20 protein-coding genes are annotated in these 22,233 nt (G+C 72.0%); 10 read left to right on the plus strand and 10 right to left on the minus strand.

From position 1 onward, the window contains the following. The first annotated feature begins 20 nt into the window (after positions 1 to 20). Positions 21 to 2,033, plus strand: a complete 2,013-nt coding sequence (locus AMK10_RS26490) for an NAD(P)-binding protein (RefSeq protein WP_073750479.1) — start codon at positions 21 to 23, stop codon at positions 2,031 to 2,033. A gap of 59 nt (positions 2,034 to 2,092) precedes the next feature. Here AMK10_RS26490 and trpS read toward each other — a convergent pair whose 3' ends face one another. Next, positions 2,093 to 3,145 (minus strand): tryptophan--tRNA ligase, encoded by a 1,053-nt coding sequence (gene trpS, locus AMK10_RS26495; RefSeq protein WP_241839698.1) that lies wholly within the window; start codon positions 3,143 to 3,145, stop codon positions 2,093 to 2,095. Between the two features lie 426 nt (positions 3,146 to 3,571). Between trpS and AMK10_RS26500 the strand changes: the two genes are divergently transcribed. From AMK10_RS26500 to AMK10_RS26510, 3 genes are all read left to right on the plus strand, one after another. Then, entirely contained in the window at positions 3,572 to 4,672 is a 1,101-nt protein-coding gene (locus AMK10_RS26500) for an LLM class flavin-dependent oxidoreductase (RefSeq protein ID WP_073750481.1), read from the plus strand. 5 nt (positions 4,673 to 4,677) lie between these two features. Then, the gene (locus tag AMK10_RS26505) at positions 4,678 to 5,337 is read left to right on the plus strand and encodes an FMN reductase (protein ID WP_073750482.1); all 660 of its coding nucleotides are present in this window, start codon (positions 4,678 to 4,680) and stop codon (positions 5,335 to 5,337) included. A gap of 134 nt (positions 5,338 to 5,471) precedes the next feature. Continuing rightward, entirely contained in the window at positions 5,472 to 5,894 is a 423-nt protein-coding gene (locus AMK10_RS26510) for a universal stress protein (protein ID WP_073750483.1), read from the plus strand. Between the two features lie 114 nt (positions 5,895 to 6,008). On the opposite strand, the gene AMK10_RS26515 is transcribed toward AMK10_RS26510, so the two are convergent. The 4 genes from AMK10_RS26515 to AMK10_RS26530 form a co-directional block, all read right to left on the minus strand. Beyond that, a complete protein-coding gene (locus AMK10_RS26515) occupies positions 6,009 to 6,383 on the minus strand; it encodes a hypothetical protein (RefSeq protein ID WP_073750485.1) in 375 nt (124 codons plus the stop codon). Between the two features lie 92 nt (positions 6,384 to 6,475). Next, on the minus strand, positions 6,476 to 7,333 hold the full coding sequence (locus AMK10_RS26520) for an ABC transporter permease (RefSeq protein ID WP_073750487.1): 858 nt from the start codon (positions 7,331 to 7,333) through the stop codon (positions 6,476 to 6,478). Beyond that, positions 7,330 to 8,301 carry an ATP-binding cassette domain-containing protein gene (locus AMK10_RS26525; RefSeq protein WP_073750489.1) on the minus strand — a complete coding sequence of 324 codons (972 nt, stop codon included), beginning with the start codon at positions 8,299 to 8,301 and terminating at the stop codon, positions 7,330 to 7,332. Before AMK10_RS26525 ends, AMK10_RS26520 begins: the two co-directional genes overlap by 4 nt. A gap of 153 nt (positions 8,302 to 8,454) precedes the next feature. Further along, positions 8,455 to 8,865, minus strand: coding sequence for a hypothetical protein (locus AMK10_RS26530; protein ID WP_073750491.1), 411 nt, complete (start codon positions 8,863 to 8,865; stop codon positions 8,455 to 8,457). 128 nt (positions 8,866 to 8,993) lie between these two features. Between AMK10_RS26530 and AMK10_RS37115 the strand changes: the two genes are divergently transcribed. The 4 genes from AMK10_RS37115 to AMK10_RS26550 all read left to right on the plus strand — a co-directional run bounded on the left by AMK10_RS37115 (position 8,994) and on the right by AMK10_RS26550 (position 12,167). Next, entirely contained in the window at positions 8,994 to 9,851 is an 858-nt protein-coding gene (locus tag AMK10_RS37115) for a hypothetical protein (RefSeq protein ID WP_073750493.1), read from the plus strand. A 9-nt stretch (positions 9,852 to 9,860) separates the two neighbouring features. Next, positions 9,861 to 10,856 (plus strand): endonuclease/exonuclease/phosphatase family protein, encoded by a 996-nt coding sequence (locus AMK10_RS37120; protein WP_073750495.1) that lies wholly within the window; start codon positions 9,861 to 9,863, stop codon positions 10,854 to 10,856. 91 nt (positions 10,857 to 10,947) lie between these two features. Further along, positions 10,948 to 11,886, plus strand: coding sequence for an NADP-dependent oxidoreductase (locus AMK10_RS26545; RefSeq protein WP_073750497.1), 939 nt, complete (start codon positions 10,948 to 10,950; stop codon positions 11,884 to 11,886). A 35-nt stretch (positions 11,887 to 11,921) separates the two neighbouring features. Continuing rightward, positions 11,922 to 12,167: a DUF2630 family protein gene (locus AMK10_RS26550; protein WP_073750499.1), complete on the plus strand. Its 246-nt coding sequence runs from the start codon at positions 11,922 to 11,924 to the stop codon at positions 12,165 to 12,167. Here the strand turns inward: AMK10_RS26550 and AMK10_RS26555 are convergent. The 3 genes from AMK10_RS26555 to AMK10_RS26565 form a co-directional block, all read right to left on the minus strand. Beyond that, positions 12,164 to 12,568: an RNA-binding S4 domain-containing protein gene (locus tag AMK10_RS26555; protein ID WP_073750501.1), complete on the minus strand. Its 405-nt coding sequence runs from the start codon at positions 12,566 to 12,568 to the stop codon at positions 12,164 to 12,166. The two genes, AMK10_RS26550 and AMK10_RS26555, sit on opposite strands and share 4 nt — an antisense overlap. Positions 12,569 to 12,628: 60 nt before the next feature. Beyond that, positions 12,629 to 14,302 carry a hypothetical protein gene (locus tag AMK10_RS26560; RefSeq protein ID WP_143194990.1) on the minus strand — a complete coding sequence of 558 codons (1,674 nt, stop codon included), beginning with the start codon at positions 14,300 to 14,302 and terminating at the stop codon, positions 12,629 to 12,631. A gap of 171 nt (positions 14,303 to 14,473) precedes the next feature. Beyond that, the gene (locus tag AMK10_RS26565) at positions 14,474 to 16,534 is read right to left on the minus strand and encodes a PhoX family protein (RefSeq protein ID WP_073750505.1); all 2,061 of its coding nucleotides are present in this window, start codon (positions 16,532 to 16,534) and stop codon (positions 14,474 to 14,476) included. Positions 16,535 to 16,826: 292 nt separating this feature from the next. Between AMK10_RS26565 and AMK10_RS26570 the strand changes: the two genes are divergently transcribed. Continuing rightward, entirely contained in the window at positions 16,827 to 18,617 is a 1,791-nt protein-coding gene (locus AMK10_RS26570) for a VWA domain-containing protein (RefSeq protein WP_107428506.1), read from the plus strand. On the opposite strand, the gene AMK10_RS26575 is transcribed toward AMK10_RS26570, so the two are convergent. Next, positions 18,551 to 19,744 (minus strand): sensor histidine kinase, encoded by a 1,194-nt coding sequence (locus AMK10_RS26575; RefSeq protein ID WP_241839700.1) that lies wholly within the window; start codon positions 19,742 to 19,744, stop codon positions 18,551 to 18,553. The genes AMK10_RS26570 and AMK10_RS26575 overlap by 67 nt on opposite strands. 62 nt (positions 19,745 to 19,806) lie before the next feature. Further along, on the minus strand, positions 19,807 to 20,460 hold the full coding sequence (locus AMK10_RS26580; protein WP_073750511.1) for a response regulator transcription factor: 654 nt from the start codon (positions 20,458 to 20,460) through the stop codon (positions 19,807 to 19,809). Between the two features lie 147 nt (positions 20,461 to 20,607). Between AMK10_RS26580 and metG the strand changes: the two genes are divergently transcribed. Next, positions 20,608 to 22,221 carry a methionine--tRNA ligase gene (gene metG / locus AMK10_RS26585; protein ID WP_073750513.1) on the plus strand — a complete coding sequence of 538 codons (1,614 nt, stop codon included), beginning with the start codon at positions 20,608 to 20,610 and terminating at the stop codon, positions 22,219 to 22,221. Positions 22,222 to 22,233: the final 12 nt, after the last annotated feature.

Below are 22,233 nucleotides of genomic sequence, written 5' to 3' on the forward strand. Positions count from 1 at the left end.
CGAACCGGAGGGATCACGGCATGCTGGGTTCCGTGTCATCACTTCCTCAGCAACCTCAACGCCCCACGATCAGCGGCCACATGGTGGTCTGCGGCGACGACACGCTCGCCCGCCGGCTCGCCGTGGAGCTGCGCTACGTGTACGGGGAGCGGGTCACGCTCCTGCTCCCGCCGGGCCGTGACACCAGCAGGCCGGAGCTGCCGCTGACCCAACGAGCCCGTGCGGGAGCCCTGTTCGGCCGGATGTCGGCGGCGATGAACCGCAACGGCGGGGGCGCCGGCAGCGGGGACGGCGACACGAACGCCGGGGTCGAGGCCGTCCGCATCATGGAGGCGCACGAACCCTCCGACGAGGTGCTGGAGGAGGCGGGCGTCGACCGGGCCGCCGCGCTCGCGCTCGTCTACGACGACGACGAGCTGAACATCCGGGCCGCGCTGACGGCCCGTCGGCTCAACCCGCGTCTGCGCCTGGTCATCCGGCTCTACAACCGCAAGCTCGGCCAGCATCTGGAGACGCTCCTCGACCAGGCCGCGGCCGTCTCCATGCCCGGTCTCGACCCGGCCGCGCTGGACGCCTCCACCACCGTCCTGTCCGACGCCGACACCGCCGCCCCGGCGCTGGCGGCCACCGCGCTGACCGGCAGCAGCAAGGTCATCCAGGCCGAGGGCCTCCTCCTGCGCGCCGTCGAGCGCACCCCGCCCCGGCCGGGCGAGCTCGCCGACCCCGGCCTGTGCACGCTGGCTCTGCTCTCCTCCACCAGCCAGGACCCGGCCGGCACCGAGGGCTCCGACAGCAGCGGCGACGAAGGGCCCCAGCTGCTGCCCGACCTGGCCACGGTCAACGCGGCCACCGGCCGGGGCACGGTCGTTCTGGAGGCCATCAGCCAGGCCGGGCCCGACCGGGCACCCGCCCGGATGGGCGGCAGGGGCGCGCCGCTCGGCCAGGTCTTCTCGCGCCGGCTGCGCTGGTCGGCGCTGGGGGTCGCGGCGGCCGTGGTCGCCCTCGCCGTCGCCTCGGTGATCACCACGGGCGACAGCCCGCCGCACGCGGCCTATCTGACCCTGCTGGATCTGCTCGCGATGGGCGACCCCGCCGTGGAGGACACCGACTCGGCGTCCCGCCAGGTCATCCAGCTGCTCTCCGGCATGGCCGGGCTCCTGCTCCTGCCGCTGCTGGTCGCCGCCGTCCTGGAGGCCTTCGGCTCGCTGCGCACCGCTTCCTCGCTGCGCCGCCCGCCGCGCGGTCTGTCCGGCCATGTGGTCCTGCTGGGCCTCGGCAAGATCGGCACGAGGGTGCTGGTGCGGCTGCGTGAACTGGACATCCCCGTGGTGGTCGTCGAGGAGGACCCGGAGGCGCGCGGCATCCCGCTGGCGCGCAGCCTGCACGTGCCGACGGTCGTCGGCGACGTGACCCAGGAGGGCGTCCTGGAGGCGGCCAAGATCCGCCGCGCCCGCGCGCTGCTCGCGCTCACCAGCGTGGACACGACGAACCTCGAAGCCGCGCTGTACGCCCGCTCGGTCAAGCCCGACCTGCGGGTGGCCCTGCGGCTGTACGACGACGAGTTCGCCACCGCCGTCTACCGCACCCTGCGCACGGCGCACCCCCAGGCCCTGACCCGGTCCCGGTCGGTGTCGCATCTGGCCGCCCCGTCGTTCGCGGTCGCCATGATGGGCCGGCAGATCCTCGGCGCGGTCCCGGTCGAGCGCAAGGTGATGCTGTTCGCCGCGCTGGAGGTGGCCGGGCACCCCCAGCTGGAGGGCCGGACCGTCGACCAGGCTTTCCGGGCAGGTGCCTGGCGCGTTCTGGCCCTGGACGCCACCCCGCCCGCCGACCGCCGCCCGGACCTGGCCGCCGTACCGCCGTACGACCCCCTCGACCCGTCGGGGCAGGGGACGTCGGACCGGCCGTCCGGGCTGGTCTGGGACCTGCACCCGGGCTATGTGCTGCGTCCGGACGACCGGGTCGTGATCGCGGCGACCCGGCGCGGGCTGGCCGAACTGCTGCGCGGACAGCGGTCGATGAGCCGCCGCTGAACCATGGCCGGTCCGCCGGGCCCTGCGGACCGGCCATGGGCACCCTGGGCCGTATCCGGCTAGTGGAACATCCCCATCGCGTCCCGGACCTCGCGGAGGGTCGCCTCGGCCACGGCGTTCGCCCGCTCGTTCCCGGCGCGCAGCACGTCGCGTACGTACCCCATGTCCTGGGCGTACTCCGCCCGCCGGGCCCGGATCGGGGCCATCCGGGCGTTGACGGCCTCCGTCACGGTCCGTTTGAGGCCCGCGGCGCCGCCGTCCCCGATCTCCCCGGCGACCTCGTGGGGGTCACGGCCGAGACAGAGCGCGGCCAGCAGCACCAGGCTGGACACCCCGGGCCGGCTCCCGGGTTCGTAGGTGATGTGCCGGTCGGCGTCGGTGGTCGCGCTCCTGATCAGCCGGGCGGTCTCGTCCGCGCTCGCCCCGAGGGCGATGGCATTGCCCCGGCTCTTGCTCATCTTGGTGGCGTCGGTGCCCAGCAGCAGGGGCGCGGCGGAGAGCAGCGCGTCGGGTTCGGGGAAGACGGCACCGTACCGCTCGTTGAAGCGGCGGGCGATGGTGCGGGTGAGCTCCAGGTGGGGCAGCTGGTCCTGGCCGACGGGCACGAGGTTGCCCTTGCAGAACAGGATGTCGGCGGCCTGGTGCACCGGGTAGGTGTACATGAGTCCGCTGACGGCGGCCTGCCGGGAGTGGGCGATCTCGTCCTTGACGGTGGGGTTGCGGCCGAGTTCGGCCACGGAGACCAGGGAGAGGAACGGCAGCAGCAGCTGGTTGAGAGCGGGGACCGCGCTGTGGTTGAAGACGGTCGCGCGGGCGGGGTCGACACCGATGGCGAGATAGTCCAGGAGCAGCCCCTCCACATGCTCGGTGAGGCGCTCGGCGACATCCCGGTCGGTGAGGACCTGGTAGTCGGCGATGAGCACGAAGACGTCCACGCCGAGGTCCTGGAGGCGCACCCGGTTGTGGAGGGTGCCGAAGTAGTGCCCGAGGTGCAGGGCCCCGGTGGGCCGGTCGCCCGTGAGGACGCGGAAGCGGCCGGGGTCCTCGGCGAGCTGCCGCTCCAGTTCGGCGCTGCGGCGCTGGGCGGGGCCGACGGGCAGGTCGGTGGTCATGGTCACGGGGGCTCTCCTCGGCGGTGGTGTACGCGTGGAGGACGGCCCGTCGTGGGGCACCGGGGCAGCAAAAGGGGCCGTCCGAAGATCGAACGGCCCTGGTTCCGCGCAGATGAAGGTGGCCGCTCCTAGGAGGAGCGCCACCAGTTTCGGCACGGGACGGAGGTCATGGGGGCGAGTGTAACGCGCGCCGGTCCCCGGCGCCCCGCGTCCGGCGCGGTCCGAACCGTGCACGCAGAGGCAACGATCGGTCACGCGATCGCTGTCGGACCGCGTCCCCGTCCACGTAGAACAGGGTGGGCGGCCGCGGTCGCACGGGCCCTTCGAAGCAGGCGGAATAGGTGGAGGGGGCTCTCCGTTGTAGGGTGTGTCCACATAGTTCAACGTTCAACAAACCTCGGCAGTACGCATTAGGAGGCGGGCGCCATGCAGTTCGGGATCTTCACCGTCGGGGATGTCACCACCGACCCCACGACCGGCACGACCCCCAGCGAGAACGAGCGCATCAAGGCGACCCTCGCCATCGCGCTCAAGGCCGAGGAAGTGGGCCTGGACGTCTTCGCGACCGGCGAGCACCACAACCCGCCGTTCGTCCCGTCCTCGCCGACGACCACGCTGGGCTACATCGCCGCCCGCACCGAGAAGCTGATCCTCTCGACCTCCACCACGCTGATCACCACCAACGACCCGGTGAAGATCGCCGAGGACTACGCCACGCTCCAGCACCTCGCCGACGGCCGCGTCGACCTGATGATGGGCCGCGGCAACACCGGACCGGTCTACCCGTGGTTCGGCAAGGACATCCGCCAGGGCATCCCGCTCGCGATCGAGAACTACGCGCTGCTGCACAAGCTGTGGCGCGAGGACGTCGTCGACTGGGAGGGGAAGTTCCGCACCCCGCTGCAGTCCTTCACCGCCACCCCGCGCCCGCTGGACGGCGTGCCCCCGTTCGTCTGGCACGGCTCCATCCGCTCCCCGGAGATCGCCGAGCAGGCCGCGTACTACGGCGACGGCTTCTTCCACAACAACATCTTCTGGCCCATGGAGCACACCAAGAAGATGGTCGACCTCTACCGGCGCCGCTACGCCCACTACGGCCACGGCACCGCCGAACAGGCCATCGTCGGACTCGGCGGCCAGGTCTTCATGCGGAAGAACTCGCAGGACGCGGTGCGGGAGTTCCGCCCGTACTTCGACAACGCGCCGGTCTACGGACACGGGCCCTCGCTGGAGGACTTCACCCAGCAGACCCCGCTGACCGTGGGCTCCCCGCAGGAGGTCATCGAGCGGACCCTCTCCTTCCGCGAGGACGTCGGCGACTACCAGCGCCAGCTGTTCCTCATGGACCACGCGGGCCTGCCGCTGAAGACGGTCCTGGAGCAGCTCGACATCCTCGGTGAGGAAGTCGTCCCCGTCCTGCGCAAGGAGTTCGCCCGGCTGCGCCCGGCCGGAGTGCCGGACGCCCCCGTCCACCCCGCGGTCGCCGCAGCCCGCGCCGCCGCCACCGCAGACCCGAAGGAGCTCTGAGCACCGTGCCCGTCACCGCCCCCCTGAGGATCGTCGCCGTCGCGGCCGGGCTCAGCAGCCCCTCCTCCACCCGGCTGCTGGCCGACCGGCTCGCCGAGGCGGCCCGCGAACGGCTGGCGGCCGACCAGGACCGCCGGGTCGAGGTCGAGGTCGTCGAGCTGCGCGACCTGGCCGTCGACATCGCCAACCACCTGGTCACCGGCTTCCCGCCGGCCGCTCTGAAGAAGGCGATCGACGCGGTGACCGGGGCGGACGGGCTGATCGCCGTGACGCCCGTGTTCACCGCCTCGTACAGCGGACTGTTCAAGTCCTTCTTCGACCTGGTCGAGAACACCGCGCTGACCGGCAAGCCCGTCGTCATCGCGGCGACGGGCGGAACGCCCCGGCACTCGCTGGTCCTGGAGCACGCGATGCGCCCGCTCTTCGCCTATCTGCGAGCCGTCGTCCTCCCGACCTCCGTGTACGCGGCGTCGGAGGACTGGGGCTCGCAGGGCGACGAGTACACCGAGGGCCTGCCGTCCCGCATCCGGCGGGCGGGCGGCGAGCTCGCCTCGGCCGTCACGGGCCGGACCGTCTCCGGGGCCTCCCGGGCCCTCACGCTCGACGACGGCGAGGACGCGGTCGTGCCGTTCGCGCAGCAGCTGGCGGAACTGCGCATCGGCTGACGACGGGCACCGCGACAACCGTCGGACAGGCCATCGCCACCACCTGACGCACGGGACCCGCCGGACCCCGGATGACCGTCTTGACTAGAGTTAGCGGGGAATGCCGGAAAAGTCCTAACGAGCTGGAGGCAGACATGGGCAGGATCGTCGTGGGCGTGGACGGATCGGACTCGTCGGTGAAGGCACTGCGCTGGGCCGTACGCCAGGCCGAGCTGACCGGTGACACCGTCGAGGCGGTCAACAGCTGGGAGTACCCCTCGACCAGCTGGGCGTCCATGATGCCGGGCATGCCCGAGGACTTCGACCCTCAGGCGGTGGCGACCGTGGCCCTCACCGAGGCCTTGGAGGAGGCCCTCGGCGCCGAGGGCGCCGCGGCCGTGGAGAAGGTCGTGGTGATCGGCAACCCCGCCCAGTCCCTGCTGGACCGCTCCAAGGGCGCGAACCTGCTGGTCGTCGGCGCCCGCGGCTACAGCGGTTTCAGGGCGACGCTGCTCGGCTCGGTCAGCCTCCACGTCACCCAGCACGCGACCTGCCCGGTCACGGTCGTACGCGACTGACCTGACGGCGCCCCGCACCGCACCGGCGTGCGGGGCGGCGCGTGGGGCGGCGCGTGGTGTCGGCCCCGGGAGGTGATGTGGGTGATCACCCGGCCCGACAGGTGACGGGGGTGATCACCCGGCCTGGGAGGTGATGTGGGTGATCACCCGGTCGAACTCGTCCGTGGGCGAGAAGTCGACGTACTCGCAGTCCTCCAGCGCCTCGGGCGCGTGTCCGGGCGCCCAGTAGAAGGCCTGGCCCGCCTCGTAGACGTCGTACGCGTCCGGGCCGGCGCCGGTCCGCATCTTCAGCCGGCCCTTGAGCAGATAGCCCCAGTGCGGGCAGGAGCACATGTCGTCGGGGAGGCCCTTGAGCGCCGGGCTCATGTCCGTGCCCTTGGCGAGCCTGGCGAAGGCGACCGTCAGATCACCGCCGATCTCCTTCCTGCGCAGCTCCGCCTCGCCGGTCCGGATCGCGACGGGCGTGTCGTTCCATGTCGTCGCCGTCATGGCTCCTCCAGGGCCTTTCGCCGTCCCCCTTCCAGTCTGGGCCGTGCACTCCGGGGGCGCGACGCCGGCGCGGGCCCGGAGGGCGCGCACGGTCACTTCCGGTTGTAGAGCCGCATCGTCACCGAGCCGAAGACCACCACGAACAGCGCGGACCACCCCAGCGACCAGGCGATGTCCGCCGCCGGCCAGTTCCCGCCCATCAAGTCCCGGACCGCGGCAGCGAGATGGGTGACCGGGCTGTTGTTCACGAACGCCTGGAGCCATCCCGGCATCGTCCTGGGGTCGACGAAGACATTGCTCAGGAACGTCAGCGGGAAGATCACCATCATGCTGACGCCCATCACCGACTTCTCGGAGCGCAGCATCAGCCCGAACATCGTCCAGATCCAGGAGAAGGCGAACGAGAACACCAGCAGCAGCGCGATGCCCGCCAGCACCCCCGGCACGCCGCCGTCCGGCCGGTAGCCGATGACGATGCCGACCGTGAGCATCACGACCGAGGCCAGGAGGTAGCGCACGACGTCGCCGAGCAGATAGCCGACCATCGGGGCGGGACGCCAGACCGGCAGCGTGCGGAAGCGGTCGAACACGCCCTTCGCGATGTCGGTGTTGACCGCGACACCCGTGTACATCGTGATCATCACGACGCTCATCACGAGGATGCCGGGCAGCAGGAACTGGATGTACCCCTCGGTCGAGCCCGCCAGCGCCCCGCCGAAGAGGTACGTGAACATCAGCACCATCATGATCGGGAAGACCGTCACGTCGAAGAGCTGCTCGGGCACGTGCTTGATCTTCAGCATGGCCCGCCACCCGAAGGTGAGGGAGGCCGACAGCGCGCTGGGTCTGCGCGGGCGCTCCTGGCCGACCAGCAGGGAGGCGAGCGTCTCGGCGTCCGGCGCGGCGACTTCGGCGTCGTCGCTCCCGGTCCTCGTGGGCGCGGTGCTCATGCCGCTGCTCCCTTCCTGTCCGTCAGCGCGAGGAAGACCTCGTCGAGGCTGGGCTGGCCGAGGGCGAAGTTGTCCACGTGGATACCGGCCCGGGCCAGTTCGGCCAGCGCACGGGCGGCCTGCTCGGCGGCACCCTTCTCCGTGCCGTGGCCGCCGACGGTGGCCGTCAGCGCCACCGGGTCGTGGTCCAGCTGGACCGTCGCGTCCAGCACCAGGGCCAGCACGCGTTCGGCCTCGGGCCGCTGCGCGGGATCGCGCAGCCGCAGATGAACGGAACCGGCGCCCACGGACGCCTTCAGCTCACCCTTCGTGCCCTCGGCGATCACCCTGCCGTGGTCGATCACCGCGATGCGGGAGGCCAGCTGGTCGGCCTCGTCGAGATACTGCGTGGTCAGCATGACCGTCGTGCCCTGGGCGACCACGGCCCGCACGATGTCCCACACCTGGTTGCGGCTGCGCGGGTCGAGCCCGGTGGTCGGCTCGTCGAGGAAGAGCAGGTCCGGCGTGTTCAGGATGGAGGCGGCGATGTCGATCCTGCGCCGCATGCCGCCCGAGTAGTTCTTCACCTGCCTGCCCGCCGCCTCGCTCAGCCCGAACGCCTCCAGCAGCTGTGCCGCCCTGGCCCTGGCCGCGGGCTTGCCGTGGCCGAGGAGCCGGGCCAGCAGCACGAGGTTCTCCGTACCGGTCAGGTCCTCGTCGACCGAGGCGTACTGCCCGGTGAGGCTGACCCTGCTGCGGACCGCGTCGGCGTCCCGCACCACGTCGTGGCCGAAGACCCGGGCCTGGCCGGCGTCCGGGCGCAGGAGGGTCGCGAGCATCCTCACGGCGGTGGTCTTCCCGGCCCCGTTGGGCCCCAGGACTCCGTAGACGGTGCCCGCGGGTACGGCGAGATCGATGCCGTCCACCGCGCGGTTCTCACCGAAGACCTTCACCAGCCCCGTGGTCTCGATGGCCAGTTCCGTGCTCATGTTCCCTCCTTGCCGACGGTGCCGAGGGCGGACACGGGACACGATGACACGGCCGGACGGGGTGCGGGGGCGTATCGGGCGAATCAGACGGGTACGGCCGCCGGAGCTGGTCCGGCGGCCGTACCCGTCGTCGCGGAGGAGCGCCGGGACCGGTCAGTTCTCGCGGGTGTAGTAGGTGTAGAACATCGTGCAGAACGCCCCCGCGCCGACCACCAGCCCGATCACGCTCGACGTCAGCACGCTGTTGCCGTTCAGGCTGGAGAGGAAGCCGACCGTGCCCCCGGTCAGAAGGCCGAACGCGGCGGCGCGCAGCTCACGCGGCAGGGCCCACCTGACCCGTACGAGCGCGTAGCAGAGCGCGGCGAAGACCACTCCGGAGACGACGCCCAGCCAGATCTGCCCCGCGGTGGTCTCCCCGCCGTCCCGGTTGATGAAGAAGGCCCAGAACCCGACGATCACACCCAGCGTCACGGGCACCGCCCAGGAGAGCGGGCTCGGCCCACGCCGGGCGGGGGTGCGGGCATGCGCACGGCGGCGCGTCGGCATCGTTGCGTGTGTGGCCATGGCGCACAGCTCCTTCCGTCGCCCCCGTCCCTGTGTTCCTCCAGAGCACACCCGGCCGGGTCCCCCGGCAACTCGAACGGCGTACGGCCCGGGGGCGGCCGACCGGCGCAGGGGCTTGTCTTGAGCCTGTGCGGACCTTCCTCTCAGCGGCTCTCCCGGCGGTACTGATCGTCCTGCTCACCCTGCTGGTCCCGGTGGGCGCGCTCTCCGCGTGGGTCGATCTGGAGCTCGACGACACCGACCGGTATCTCGCCGCCGTCTCCCCGCTCGCCTCCGACGAGGACGTCCAGGAGACCGTGGCGACCCTCGTGACGGACGAGGCGATGAAGAACATCGACGTGGGGCCGCTCCAGGAGACCGTCGAGGAGTTCCTGCACGAGGCGGCTCTCTCCTTCACGGCCACCGAGACCTTCCAGCGGGCCTGGGACAGCGCCAACCGCGCGGCGCACGAGGACGTGACCGCCTCGCTGCACGGGGAGGAGGGGCAGGCCGTCACCATCGACCTCGCGCCGGTGATCAAGGACGTCAAGGAGGACCTGACCGGCCGGGGCGTGCCGTTCGCCGACCTCATCCCCGTCCAGGAGACCTCGATCACCGTGCTCTCCGCCGACCGCGCGGACGACCTGCGGTCCTCGTTCGGATGGCTGCGGCTGTGCAGCGTCTGGCCGGCCGTCGGGACGGCCGTGCTGCTCGTCCTGGTGCTGGGCCTCTCCCTCGTACGCGGCGGCCTGCGGGCCTTCCTGACGGCGGCGGCCGTTGCGGGCACCGGGCTGGTGCTCGGCGCGGTCCTGCTGCGGATCGCCGTCGCCGTGGGCCGCGACCGGGTGCTCGACCGGGTCCCGGACACCGACCGGGCGGGCGCCGCGGCGGTGTACGACGCGCTGACCTCCTCCCTGCTGACGACGGTGTGGACCGTGCTCGCGGTGGGGGCGGTGCTGGTGGCCGGTGGCGTGGTGGGACGGGTCGTGGCGTCCCGCCGGGGGTAGGGCCCAGGTGTGAGCAGCATCGCCGCGAGGGCGGCCGCCGGAGCGGGACCGGGGTGGGGGCGGGCCGTCGCCGGAGGATGCGCGGCGCTCGCCCTGTCCGGGGCCACGCTCGTCCTCGGCTTCCGCGCGGCGGACGCCGACGGGCCGACGCCCGTGCCGCAGGCCCTCGCCTTCCTGCCGTGGCTGCTGGTCCCGGGCGGCGCCGCGCTCACGCTCGCCTGGGCGGCCCGGTGGCGTACGGGCATGGTCTGGGCGGTCGTGGTGCTGGCCGCCACCGCCTGGTACGCCCGGCCCTACGGCGACGCCACGACGGGGGCGCGCGGGCCCGTGCTGGCCGAGCTGAGCGTCCTCACCTCCAACGTCGAGTTCGGCGACGCCACCGACGCGCTGATCGGTGCCGTCACCCGGGAGCGGCCCGACGTCGTCTTCGTACAGGAATGCGACCTGCTCTGCGTCGACGCGCTCGCCCGGCGGGTTCCGGCGGCCGGCTACCCGTACCGCGAGGTCGTCCGGCTGGACGGTTCGCTCGGCTCCGCCCTGCTCAGCCGCTTTCCGCTGCGGCCCGCCCCGGCGGTCGAGGGAGTCATGGCGATGCCGGGTTCGGTGGCCACCGTCGCGGGGAAGGACGTCCGGCTCCAGCTCGCGCACCCGCTGCCGCCGGTGCCCGGCCGGGTCGGGGGCTGGCGCACCGAGCTCGGCCGGATCGAGGACTTCGCCGCCGGGGCGAAGGGCGGGCCGGTCCTGCTCGCGGGTGACTTCAACGCCTCGCAGGACCATGCCGCCTTCCGCGCGGTGCTCGACGCGGGCGCCCTGCACGACAGCGCGAGGATCGCGGGCCGGTCCCGTACGCACTCCTGGCCCGCGGACCGGCGCACCCCGCTGCGGACCCAGATCGACCACGTCCTGGTCAGCGACGACTTCTCCGTACGGTCCGCCCGCTTCCTGGACCTGCGCGGCAGCGACCACCGTGCCCTGCTCGTCTCGCTGGCCCTCCACGACGGCTGAGGCAGGGGTGCCCGGCCCGACATGCGCGGGTGCGTGGGCCGGGCGAGAGTGGGATCCGTGAGAGCAGGGGGACGACTGAGAGGTCTGCCGTATGCGAGCCATCGCTGTCAGCGCGTTCCGTGCGGAGCCCTGTCTCGTCGAGATGCCGAAGCCCGACCCCGCGGCGGGCGAGGTGCGGGTGAAGGTCGAGTACGCGGCGCTCAACCCGCGTGACTGGCAGATCGCGGACGGCGCCCTCGACGGTGTCCTGCCCCATGTGTTCCCGCTGGTCCTGGGCACCGACTTCGCGGGCCGGGTGGACATGATCGGCAGCGGCGACAACCGCTTCAGGGTCGGCGACCCGGTCCTCGGCCGGGTGACGGCACCGCCCGTCGGACGCTGCGGGGCGTACGGCGACTACGTGTGCGTCCCCCAGGACTCGCCGATCGCGCTGGTCCCGCGAGACATGCCGCTCCGGACCGCGGCGGCGCTCCCGTCGGCGGGCACGACCGCGGCACAGATCCTGTCGAGCACGGCCGTACGCAGCGGACGGAGCCTGCTGGTCGTCGGGGCGACGGGCGGCGTCGGCAGCTTCCTGACCCAGCTCGCGGCGGCCCGGGGCATCGGCGTCGTCGCCGCCGTGCGGGGCGACGAGGGGCGGCGGATGGGAGCGCTGGGAGCCACGGCGACCGTCGACACGACGGACCCGGAAGCGCTGGAGGCGGCGGTGCGGGAGCTGTATCCGGGCGGGGTGGACGCGCTCGTGGACCTCGTCTCCACGGACGCCGCTTCGTTCGCCTCGTTCGCCGCGCTGCTGGCGGACGGCGGGGTCGCGGTCACCACGAGGGGCGTCGCCGCGCCCGCAGGCGTCGCCTGGGCCGACTTCCGGATCGCTCCGGCGCCGGGGCTGCTCGACGAGCTGACCTCGGCGGTGGCGAGCGGGGAGCTGGAGGTTCCCGTCGACATGGAACTCCCCCTGGAGAAGGCCCCTCAGGCGCTCGCCCAGAACCGCGCGGGCGGGGCGCGCGGAAAGACCGTCTTCGCCCTCTGACCAGGCACTCGGGACACCGGAACAGGAGAAGCCCCATGGCCGATCAGGACATCTTCGAGCGGATCGACGAGCTGGTCTCCGAGGAGCGCGCCCTGCGCGCCCGCTCCACCGCCGCGCTGGGGCTCTCCGCCGACGAGCGGTCACGGCTGCGCGAGGTGGAGGTGCGGCTCGACCAGTGCTGGGACCTGCTGCGGCAGCGGCGGGCACTCGGCGAGTACGGCGAGGACCCCTCGGCGGCGGAGGTGCGGCCCGCCGACGAGGTGGAGGGGTACCAGAGCTAGACGGGACCGGGGCCGCGCCCCTGGAGGCGTTCCATCTCGCGGCGGTCCCGCTTGGTCGGGCGGCCCGCGCCCCGGTCCCTGACCGGGACCTGGATCGCCGTCTCGCGGGGCGGCGGGGGCGGGCTGTTGTCGACGAAGCACTCCACCGCGACCGGCGGGCCCACGCGCTTCCTCACGATCTTGGAGACGACCACGATCCGGTCCCGGCCCGCGTGCCGCAGCCGTACCTCGTCCCCCGCGCGCAGCGACTGGGCGGGCTTGGCCCGCTCGCCGTTGACGCGCACATGCCCCGCGCGGCAGGCGGCAGCCGCCTGCGACCGCGTCTTCGTCAGCCGGACCGCCCAGATCCAGGCATCGACCCGGACGCTTCCCTCCGCCTGCGGTGCCTCACCGGAAACCATGTCTCCGACTCTAACGGCCTCCCCGGGGGAGGCGGTGTCCGGTGAGGCACCGGGTCCGGGTCAGGAACCGAAGTCGCCGATGACCTCGGACATGTTGTAGCTGTACATCTCACGCTTGCACCCGGGACACGAGGTGGTCGGGGCGTGCTCGCCGAGGGAGTAGAGCTGCGGGGCGAAGCCGTCGCCGCGGCCGTGCGCGACGTAGAAGTCCTCCGGACCGATCGAGGACTGCAGCACCTTCGTGTTCCCGACGAGCTGCGGCGTACCGCCCACCGTCTGCGGGGTGGCCTGGAGGAGCCGCCCGGTGGAGGACGCGTTGCTGCGGTGGAAGTACCACTTGCCCTCGTAGCGCGTCACGCCCTGCATCTTGTGCCACAGGTCCTCGCCGTTGAAGGAGACACCGGCCGGCAGCCCGTAGGCGAGGTCGGCACTGGCGGCCGTCCCCGCCGCGCCCTCGACGGCGGCGGTCAGAGCCGTCATCGGGTAGGTGCCGACGCGGCCCGTGCTGTCGCCGCCGTTCTTGTGGTTGCAGTACTCACCGAGGATCAGGTGATCCGTGTCCGTCCGGTCGAGCGAGATGTACGAGGCCTTCGGGCGGCCGGTGGAGTAGCACTCGTTCCCCTTGGTGGTCCCGCCGTTCTTCGCCGTCGTGAACTTCAGCGTGGCGACCTGGGGCATCACGTACCGGTAGCCGTAGGAGTACCAGACGTTGCTCTGACGGCCGACCCGCTTCTTGTCCAGGACATCGCTGACCAGGCCGTCCGGGGTGGGGTCGTTGACGTCGGCGTCGTTGTCCGGGTTGAGGTCCATGATCTTGCGCAGGTCGAAGACGCGCATGCCGTTGGCGGTGTCGGCCACGTACAGGTAGTTGCCGTACCAGACCATGCCGCCGGCGTGTATGCCCTGCTGCGCCGCGCAGGACGCCGTCACGGTGGAGGTGCACTTGCCCTCGCGCGCGTGGAGCGCGTCGAAGGAGATGTGGTCCTTGGAGTTGACGTAGGGCCAGACCAGCAGGACGTGTCGGTACATCTGGGTGGCCTGGTTGAAGAAGCTGACCCGTATGCCCTTCTCGTTGCAGGCGTCGGACACGGACTCCTGGACACAGTTGTCCCGGCCCGAGGTGAGGTCGCTGCGGCCCGGGTTGGCGTCGTCGTAAGCGGCCACGGCGATCGGCTCGGCGTTCGACGAGCCCCAGTCCTCGTCCTCCTGCGCGTCCGAGACGCCGGTGATCGCCTGCGGGATCCACTCCGTGGACGTGGCGTCGTCGTCCTTCCAGCAGATGCGGTGGTTCACGGCGAGGTCCGGGCCGTAGATGCTCTTGCTGCCGCAGTCGCCCTCCCAGCCCGCCGGACGGTTGGCCTGCTCCATGAGCTCGGTGAGGCCCTGCTTGGGCAGCGCGGCGTCCAGATCGGCCACCAGGCCGGTGAGGGAGGACCCCGCCTCCAGCTTGAAGTCGCCGGCACGGCCGGGGACCGGGGCGGGGAGCACCGCGGTGGGGGCCAGGCTGGAGGCGGACCCGTCGGGGCCCGTCAGGTCGTCCTGCTCCCCCTCGGGAGCGTCCTCGAAGCCGTCGTCCGGCATGCCTTCGTGGCCGGGGACGGGGTCGTCGGCCGCCACCTGACGTGGGGCGGCCGGAGCGGCGGTGGCACCCGCCGCGGGGACGAGTGCGGACAGCAGCACTCCTGCTGCCACGGCACAGGTCGCGAGGCGTGTTCTGCGGGATGGTTGTCCCATGTGGGGGGCCCTTCGGTGAGTGCGCCTGGACATCGGCACGGTGCGCCTGATCGGTCATCAGGCGCACCGGCCGGTCACGCTAGCAACGCAACACCGTTCACCGTGGGCACATTTGAACGACTCACATCAGGCAGGCACCGGGTGGGCACATGCCGGACGAGGCGCTCCGCTTCAGACGCCGATGTCGCTGCCGTCCTTGCGCCACACGGCCACCACCGACGGGCGCACGATCCTGCCGGGACCGTCCGGCCAGGTGCTCGCCGGCTTCTCGACGGACGCCCCGTCGACCTCGCCCGGGTGCTGCACGGCGACCAGGACCCGGCGGTCCTGGATCACCGGGCCGCAGGTCTCGGCACCGGTCGGGACCGTCAGGAACTGCTTGAGCTCACCGCGGCGTTCGCCCTGCGTGGCGACCCCGAACAGCCCGTCGTGCGAGCCGAGCTGGTTGCCGTCCGTGGAGATCCACAGGTTGCCGTGGTCGTCGAAGGCCACGTTGTCGGGGCAGGAGATGGGGCTGACCTTCTCCTTGGGGAATCCCGAGAAGTACGTCGCCGGATCCTCCGGGTCCCCGGCGACGAGGAACAGCCGCCAGGCGAACCCGTCCCCCGCCGGGTCGTCCCAGTTCTCCGCGAGCTCCAGGATCTGGCCGTGCTTGTTGGCGTAGCGCGGGTTGGCCTCGTCCGCGCCCGCCTTGCCCGCCTTGCCGCGGTCGGTGTTATTGGTGAGGGCGATGTAGACCCGCCCGGTGCGCGGCGAGGGCTCGACGTCCTCGGGGCGGTCCATCTTCGTGGCGCCGACCTTGTCACCGGCCAGGCGCGTGAAGACGTACACCTCCTCGGCCGTCATGCCGGGGACGTGCGAGGTGTCGCCCGTGGCGAGCGGGATCCAGACGCCGCTGCCGTCGAACTCGCCGTCGGCGGGAAGCCTGCCCGTGCCGTCGAACTCCGCGGCGGGGGAGTCGCCCGTCAGCTTGGCGACGTACAGGGTGCCCTCGTCCAGCAGCGTGAGGTTGTGCTCACGGGCCGCGCGCGAGTTGCCCTTCTTCATCCGCTTGCTGGAGACGAACTTGTAGAAGTAGTCGAACCGTTCGTCGTCGCCCATGTAGACCACGGGGCGCCCGTCCGCGGTCAGCCGGGGCTGCGCCGCCTCGTGCTTGAACCGGCCGAGCGCGGTCCGCTTCCGGGGCGTCGAGTCGGGGTCGTACGGGTCGAGTTCGACGACCCAGCCGAAGCGGTGCGCCTCGTTGGGCTCCTGCGCCAGGTCGAAGCGCTTGTCGAACCGCTCCCACTTGCGCTCCGTGGCGGCCGTGCCGATGCCGTAGCGCTTGTCGGTGTCGCTGGATCCGTTGGCGAAGTACTGGTTGAAGTTCTCCTCGCCGTGCAGCGTGGTGCCCCACGGAGTGGTGCCGCCGGCGCAGTTGTTGAGCGTGCCGAACACCTTGCGGCCGGTGCGGTCGGCGGACGTGCGCAGCAGGGGGCTGCCCGCGGCCGGTCCCGTGAGCCGGAACTCGCTGGTCGCGGTGAGGCGGCGGTTCAGCGGGTGGCGGCTGACCGGGCCGAGCTTTCCGGTGCGGTTCTCCTCCTGGACGACGACCACGGAGAGTCCGTGCGCCGCCCAGGCGATCTCGACCTGCTCACGGGTCGGGTTGGCCGGATCGTAACCCCGGAACATCAGGATCTCGTCCGTGTACTCGTGGTTGGCGACGAGGACCTGGCGGCCTCGCTCACCGGGGAGCGGGAGCAGGGAGAGGAAGTCGTTGTTGTAACCGAACTGGCCCGCCTGCGCCTTCGCGGACTGCTTCTCCGGGTCGAAGGCGGGGGCGCCACGCAGAATCGGTTCACCCCAGCGGATCACGACGTTCTGGCCGTAGCCCTCGGGGATCGTGACCGCGTCGGCCTTGTTGGGCGCGACGGCCTCGAAGCGCAGGCCCCGGGCGCCGGACGCACCCGGCTTCGGCCTGCTGCCGTGGCGGCCTGCGAGCGGCGCGGCCTCGGCACTCTGCGCGGCGGGCCCGGCGAGAGCCGTGGTCCCGGCCGCGGCGGCGACGGTCACCACGGCGGCGGCTCGCATCATCGACCGGCGTGACAGGGCACCGGCGATGATGTCGCCGGCGTACTCGTTGTCGCTGGTGTTCGGAATGTCCTGGAAGCAGGCGTCACCGCAGCGGTAGCGGCAGGTCAGCGCAGAACGCCCGCCCGGGTGCGAGCCGATGAGCGGCAGCAGGTTGCGCACGTTTTTCGTCCCTCCGTCTGTGTGTCGCACGTGACGCTAGGAGGGCATTCACGACACACGTGGGACTGCCGATGAACAGAGGGTGAAGTCCAGGACACCGCTGTCCGCGCGACCCGTACGCACCGCCGTCCGGGCTCGATTGCGACTCGGTTGGAGCTCGGTTGACACAGGGGCGGGCCGCGCCACCGAACGGCCGGATCCGGCCGCTAACCTTACGTATCCGCCCTGGCCAGGGATCAATTCCCGCAGTACGGACATTTATCGCACCCAACTCATGCGAAAGGCCTCGCCCATGGGCATTCGGAGCTTGCTGCGCAAGGTGTTCGGCCGGACGGAGCAGGACGAGCCGACCACGGCCACCGTCCCGCCCCAGGCCGAGCGCACCCAGCCCACGGAGCCGGAGCCGGGGACCGCGACTTCGGCGGCCGAGCCCGCGAAGGCCTCGGTACCGGCACCGGCCTCCCCCGCCTCGGACCGGCCGGCCGACGCCGGGCACGACAGCGGACAGGCGTCGGACCTGGTGGCGGCCGCCTTCGACAAGGCGTCCGCCACGACCGCGCCGACGACGGCGCCCAAGGTCCCGGCCCAGGGGTCGGACCCGGAGGCGCGTCGGGAGGCGAAGCCGGCGGTCTCCGCCGAGGAGCCCGTCGCCGTGGCACCGATCACGATCGACGTCGACCCAGAGCCGGAGGCCGCCGCGGCGGCGCCCGAGCCGGAGGCCGCGGAGACCACGCCCGAGGCGAAGCCGGAGGCGGAGACCGCACCGGACGCCGCTCCCCAGGCGGCGGTCGAGGCCGCACCGGTCGCGGCCGTCGTGGAGGCGCCGGTTGCCGAGGCGCCGGCCGCGGAGGCAACTGCCGTCGAGGAGACGGCTGTTGAGGCTCCGGCTGTTGAGGCTCCGGCTGCGGAAGCCCCGGTCCTGGAGGCGCCTGCGACGGACGAGCCGGCGGCCGAGGCTCCGGCAGCGGATGCACCTGCGGCGGAGGCACCTGTAGCCGAGGCACCTGCCGGGGAGGCACCTGCGGCGGACGAGCCCGCCGAGGAGCCGAAGGCAGAGGCCGTCGTCGCACCCGCCGAGGAGCCGAAGGCAGAGGCCGTCGTCGCACCCGCCGAGGAGCCGGAGGCCGAGGCGGCTCCCGAGCCCGTCGCCGCCGAGGTTCCGGTCGCCGAGCCCGTCGAGGAGCCGGTGATCAGGATCGTCCCCGAGCTGGCCGCCGAGCCCGAGCCCGAGGCCGCCGCGGAGCCGGTCGCCGAGGTCGCAGTCGAGGTCGCAGCCGTCCCTGATCCGGTCGCCGCCGAGCCCGCCCCCGAGGTCGCAGCCGCCGCGGAGCCGGTCGTCGCCGTGCCCGAGATCCCCGCCGAGGTGGTCGCGGTCCCCGCCGCCCCCGCCGGCAAGCCCGCCGTCACGCTCGCCCGGGTGAAGGCCGCCGCGCCCGAGCTCGTCGCGCCGTACAAGGCCGCGCAGGCCGCGCTCAAGGCGCACGGGCTGACCGGGCTGCGGGCCACCGTCTATCTGGTGCTCGACCGGTCCGGGTCCATGCGGCCGTTCTACAAGGACGGCAGCGCCCAGCACCTGGGCGACCGCGCCCTCGCGCTCGCCGCCCACCTGGACGCCGACGCCACCGTGCCCGTCGTGTTCTTCTCGACCGACATCGACGGCACCGGGGCGGTCGACCTCACCGCCCACGAGGGCAGGATCGACGAGCTGCACGCGGGCCTCGGACGTCTGGGCCGCACGAACTACCACCGGGCCGTCGAGGAGATCGTCACCCACTACGAGAAGTCCGGGGCGTCCGGCCCCGCGCTGGTGATCTTCCAGACGGACGGCGCACCGGACGCCAAGGTCGCGGCCAAGCAGGCGCTGGCGGACGCGGCACGGCTGCCGCTGTTCTTCCAGTTCGTCGCGTTCGGCGACGAGGACGCGAAGGGCTTCGACTTCCTGCGCAGGCTCGACGTCGAGAACGCCGGCTTCTTCCACGCGGGCCCCGCCCCCCGCGAGGTGCCCGACGCCGCGTTCTACCGCGAGATCCTCGCCGGACTGCCCGCCTGGGCCGCCGCCCGAGGGGTCCTCACCGAGGGCTGATCCACCGGCAGCCGTACGGTCACGGCGAGCCCGCCCCCCGGGGCGGGCACCGCCGTGGCCGTCCCGCCGTGGGCCAGGGCGATGGAGCGCACGATCGACAGCCCGAGCCCCGAGCCCTGCCCCATCCGGTCCCGGCCCTCGCCGCGCCGGAACGGCTGGAAGAACCCCGCGATGTCCGCCTCGTCCACGACCGGCCCCGTGTTGCGGACCACCAGGGCGCCGTCGGCGGAGAGCGACACCCGCACCGAGCCGCCGGGCACGTTGTAGCGCACCGCGTTGGACAGCAGGTTCGCCACCAGCTGCGCGAGCAGCTGCCGGTTCCCCCGTACGCCGCAGGGCTCGGCGTCCACCGTGATTTCGGGACGGGTCGCCGCCCGCTCCGTCACCGCCGTGGGCCTCGCCGACTCCTCCGCCACCACCTGCGCGAGATCGACCTCCTCGCGCTCGCTCCTCGCCAGCCCCCGTTCGCTGCGCGCCAGCACCAGCAGGCCCTCGATGAGCCGCTCGCTGCGCCGGTTGCTGTCCAGCAGCGTCTGCCGGGTCCTCACGAGGTCCTCCGGCGAGGGATCGTCCAGCCCCACCTGGATCGCGACCCGCTGGGTGGCCAGCGGGGTCCTCAGCTCGTGCGAGGCGTTGGCGATGAACCGCCGCTGGCTGTCGAACGCCTTCTCCAGCCGGGCCAGCAGCGCGTCCAGCGTCTCGCCCAGCTCCTTCAGCTCGTCGTCGGGGCCGCTGGACGCTATCCGCTCGTGCAGGGTGTGCTCGGAGAGCCGCCGCGCCTTCGCCGTCATCGCGTGGACGGGCCGCAGCACCCGCCCCGCGGTCCACCAGCCCACGCCGACCGCGCACCCCGTCATGACGAGCAGCGCCGCAGCCGACCAGTACAGGAGCTCCCGGCTCGCGGCGTCGCTCACGTCGTCGGTCACGTCGTAGACCGTGGGCGGGCCGAGGCGGCCCCGCGCGTGGAGCGGACCGTTGACCGCGAAACCCGGCTGGGCGACGGCGGCCGAGGTGGCGATGGCCCGCGCCTGGGAGTCGGTGCCCGCGCGCGAGGCCAGGTTCACCGTGGTGAGCAGCGCCGTACCGAGGACCAGGAACACCCCGCCGTACACGAGGGCGATCCGCATCCGGATCGTCGAGTGCCGCACCGGGGGCACTCCGGTCGCGCGCACCAGACGCAGCAGACGGTTCACAGGGCGTACCCGACGCCCTGCACCGTGCGGATCAGCGCGGGCTCGCCCAGCTTGGCCCGCAGCTTGCTCATGCAGACACGGACGGCGCCCGTGAAGGGGTCGGCGTTGGCGTCCCAGGCACGCTCCAGCAGTTCCTCCGCGCTGACCGTGGCCCCGTCGGCCTCCAGCAGCAGCTGGAGCACGGTGAACTCCTTCGGCGACAGGTCCAGGTCCCTCCCGTCCCGGGTGGCTGCCCGCCGCACACTGTCGAGCCGGATGCCGTGCCTCTCCAGCTGCGGCGGCACGGGTCTGGCGCTGCGCCTGCGCAGCGCACGCACGCGGGACACCAGCTCGGGGAACTCGAAGGGCTTGCTCACGTAGTCGTCGGCACCGAGGTCGAGCCCCTCCACCCGGTCCTCCATGGTCCCGGAGGCGGTGAGCATCAGGATCCTGGTGCGGGACCCGGCGGACACCAGCCTGCGGGCCACGTCGTCGCCGTGCACCCGGGGGAGATCACGGTCCAGGACGACGACGTCGTAGTCGTGGAGCCCCAGATAGGCGAGCGCCGCGTCCCCGCTGTAGACGGTGTCGACGGCGAACCCGGCCCGCCGCAGCCCGGTCGCCACCAGCTCCGCCAGAAGCTCCTCGTCCTCGGCGACCAGTACCCGCATCGTGTTCTCTCCTGCCTCGTGCACGCGTGCCCACTCCTCCCAGGATGCGTCTTTGGTACGGGAAAGCATGTTTCGCAAAGCTCTCCGAGCACGAGGCCGCGTTTATCGATGTGAGGGGATCTCCCACGGACCGTTAGGATTTCGACCATGGCGGCCACTGGATCCGAGAAGCAAGGGGGCGACGGCGTGAAGAGTTTCTACGTATCGACCCCCATCTACTACGTCAACGACGCTCCTCACCTGGGCCACGCCTACACGACCGTCGCAGGCGACGTGCTCACCCGCTGGCACCGCCAGCGGGGCGAGAAGGTGTGGTACCTCACCGGCACGGACGAGCACGGTCAGAAGATCATGCGCACGGCCGAGGCGAACAACGTCACGCCCCAGGCCTGGTGCGACAAGCTCGTCGAGGAGGCGTGGAAGCCCCTCTGGGAGCATCTGAACATCGCGAACGACGACTTCATCCGGACGACGGAGAAGCGGCACACGGACCGTGTGCAGGAGTTCGTGCAGGACCTGTACGACAAGGAGCAGATCTACAAGGGCGGGTACGAGGGCCCGTACTGCGTGGGCTGCGAGGAGTACAAGCTGCCCGGCGACCTCATCGAGGCCGAGGACGGCACGAAGCTCTGCCCGATCCACAAGAAGCCGGTGGAGCTCCTCAAGGAGGAGAACTACTTCTTCAAGCTGAGCGAGTACGGCCCGAAGCTGCTGGAGTTCTACGCGGCCAACCCCGGCTTCATCCAGCCCGAGTCGGCCCGTAACGAGGTCGTCAACTTCGTCACCCAGGGCCTCCAGGACCTGTCGATCTCGCGCTCGACCTTCGACTGGGGCGTCCCCGTGCCGTGGGACGAGAAGCACGTCATCTACGTGTGGGTCGACGCGCTGCTCAACTACGCGACTGCGGTCGGCTACGGTGCCAACCAGGAGAAGTTCGACAGCACCTTCCCGGCGAACGTGCACCTGGTCGGCAAGGACATCCTGCGTTTCCACGCGGTGATCTGGCCGGCGATGCTGATGGCGCAGGGCCTGCCGCTCCCCGGCAAGGTCGCGGCGAACGGCTGGCTGATGGTCGGCGGCGAGAAGATGTCCAAGTCGAACCTGACGGGCATCAAGCCGCAGGATCTGACCTCGCACTTCGGCGTGGACGCCTACCGCTGGTACTTCCTGCGGGCCATCGCGTTCGGCAGCGACGGCTCGTTCTCCTGGGAGGACTTCAGCGCCCGCTACACCTCCGAGCTGGCCAACGACTACGGCAACCTCGCCTCGCGCGTCGCGGCCATGGTCGGCAAGTACTTCGGCGGTGCGCTCCCGGAGGCCACGGCCGCCGGTGACGCGGAGCGGGCGGTCCAGGAGGGCCTGGCGAAGGCCGTGGCCACGGCCGACGCGAAGATCGGCGAGGAGCTCGACTTCCAGGCAGGCATCCTGGCGATCTTCGACTTCGTGAAGCAGGTCAACGGCTACATCACGGAGCAGGAGCCCTGGAAGGTCGCCAAGGACACGTCGTCGGAGGGCCAGGCCAGGCTCGCGACCATCCTGTACACGGCGGCCGAGTCGCTGCGCGGTGTCGCGGTCCTGCTGAACTCCGTGATGCCCGACACCTCGCAGAAGCTGTGGGAGTCCCTCGGCGCCGAGGCGTCGCTGGGCGCCCTGGCCGACCAGCGGGTGCAGGACGCGGGCGACTGGGGCAGGCTGCCCGTCGGCGCGACGGTGACGAAGGGCGCGGTGCTGTTCCCGCGTCTGGAGGAGAAGCCCGCGTAAGCGGCGTACGCA

The sequence above is a fragment of the Streptomyces sp. CB02058 genome (assembly GCF_001905505.1).
GTDB lineage: Bacteria > Actinomycetota > Actinomycetes > Streptomycetales > Streptomycetaceae > Streptomyces.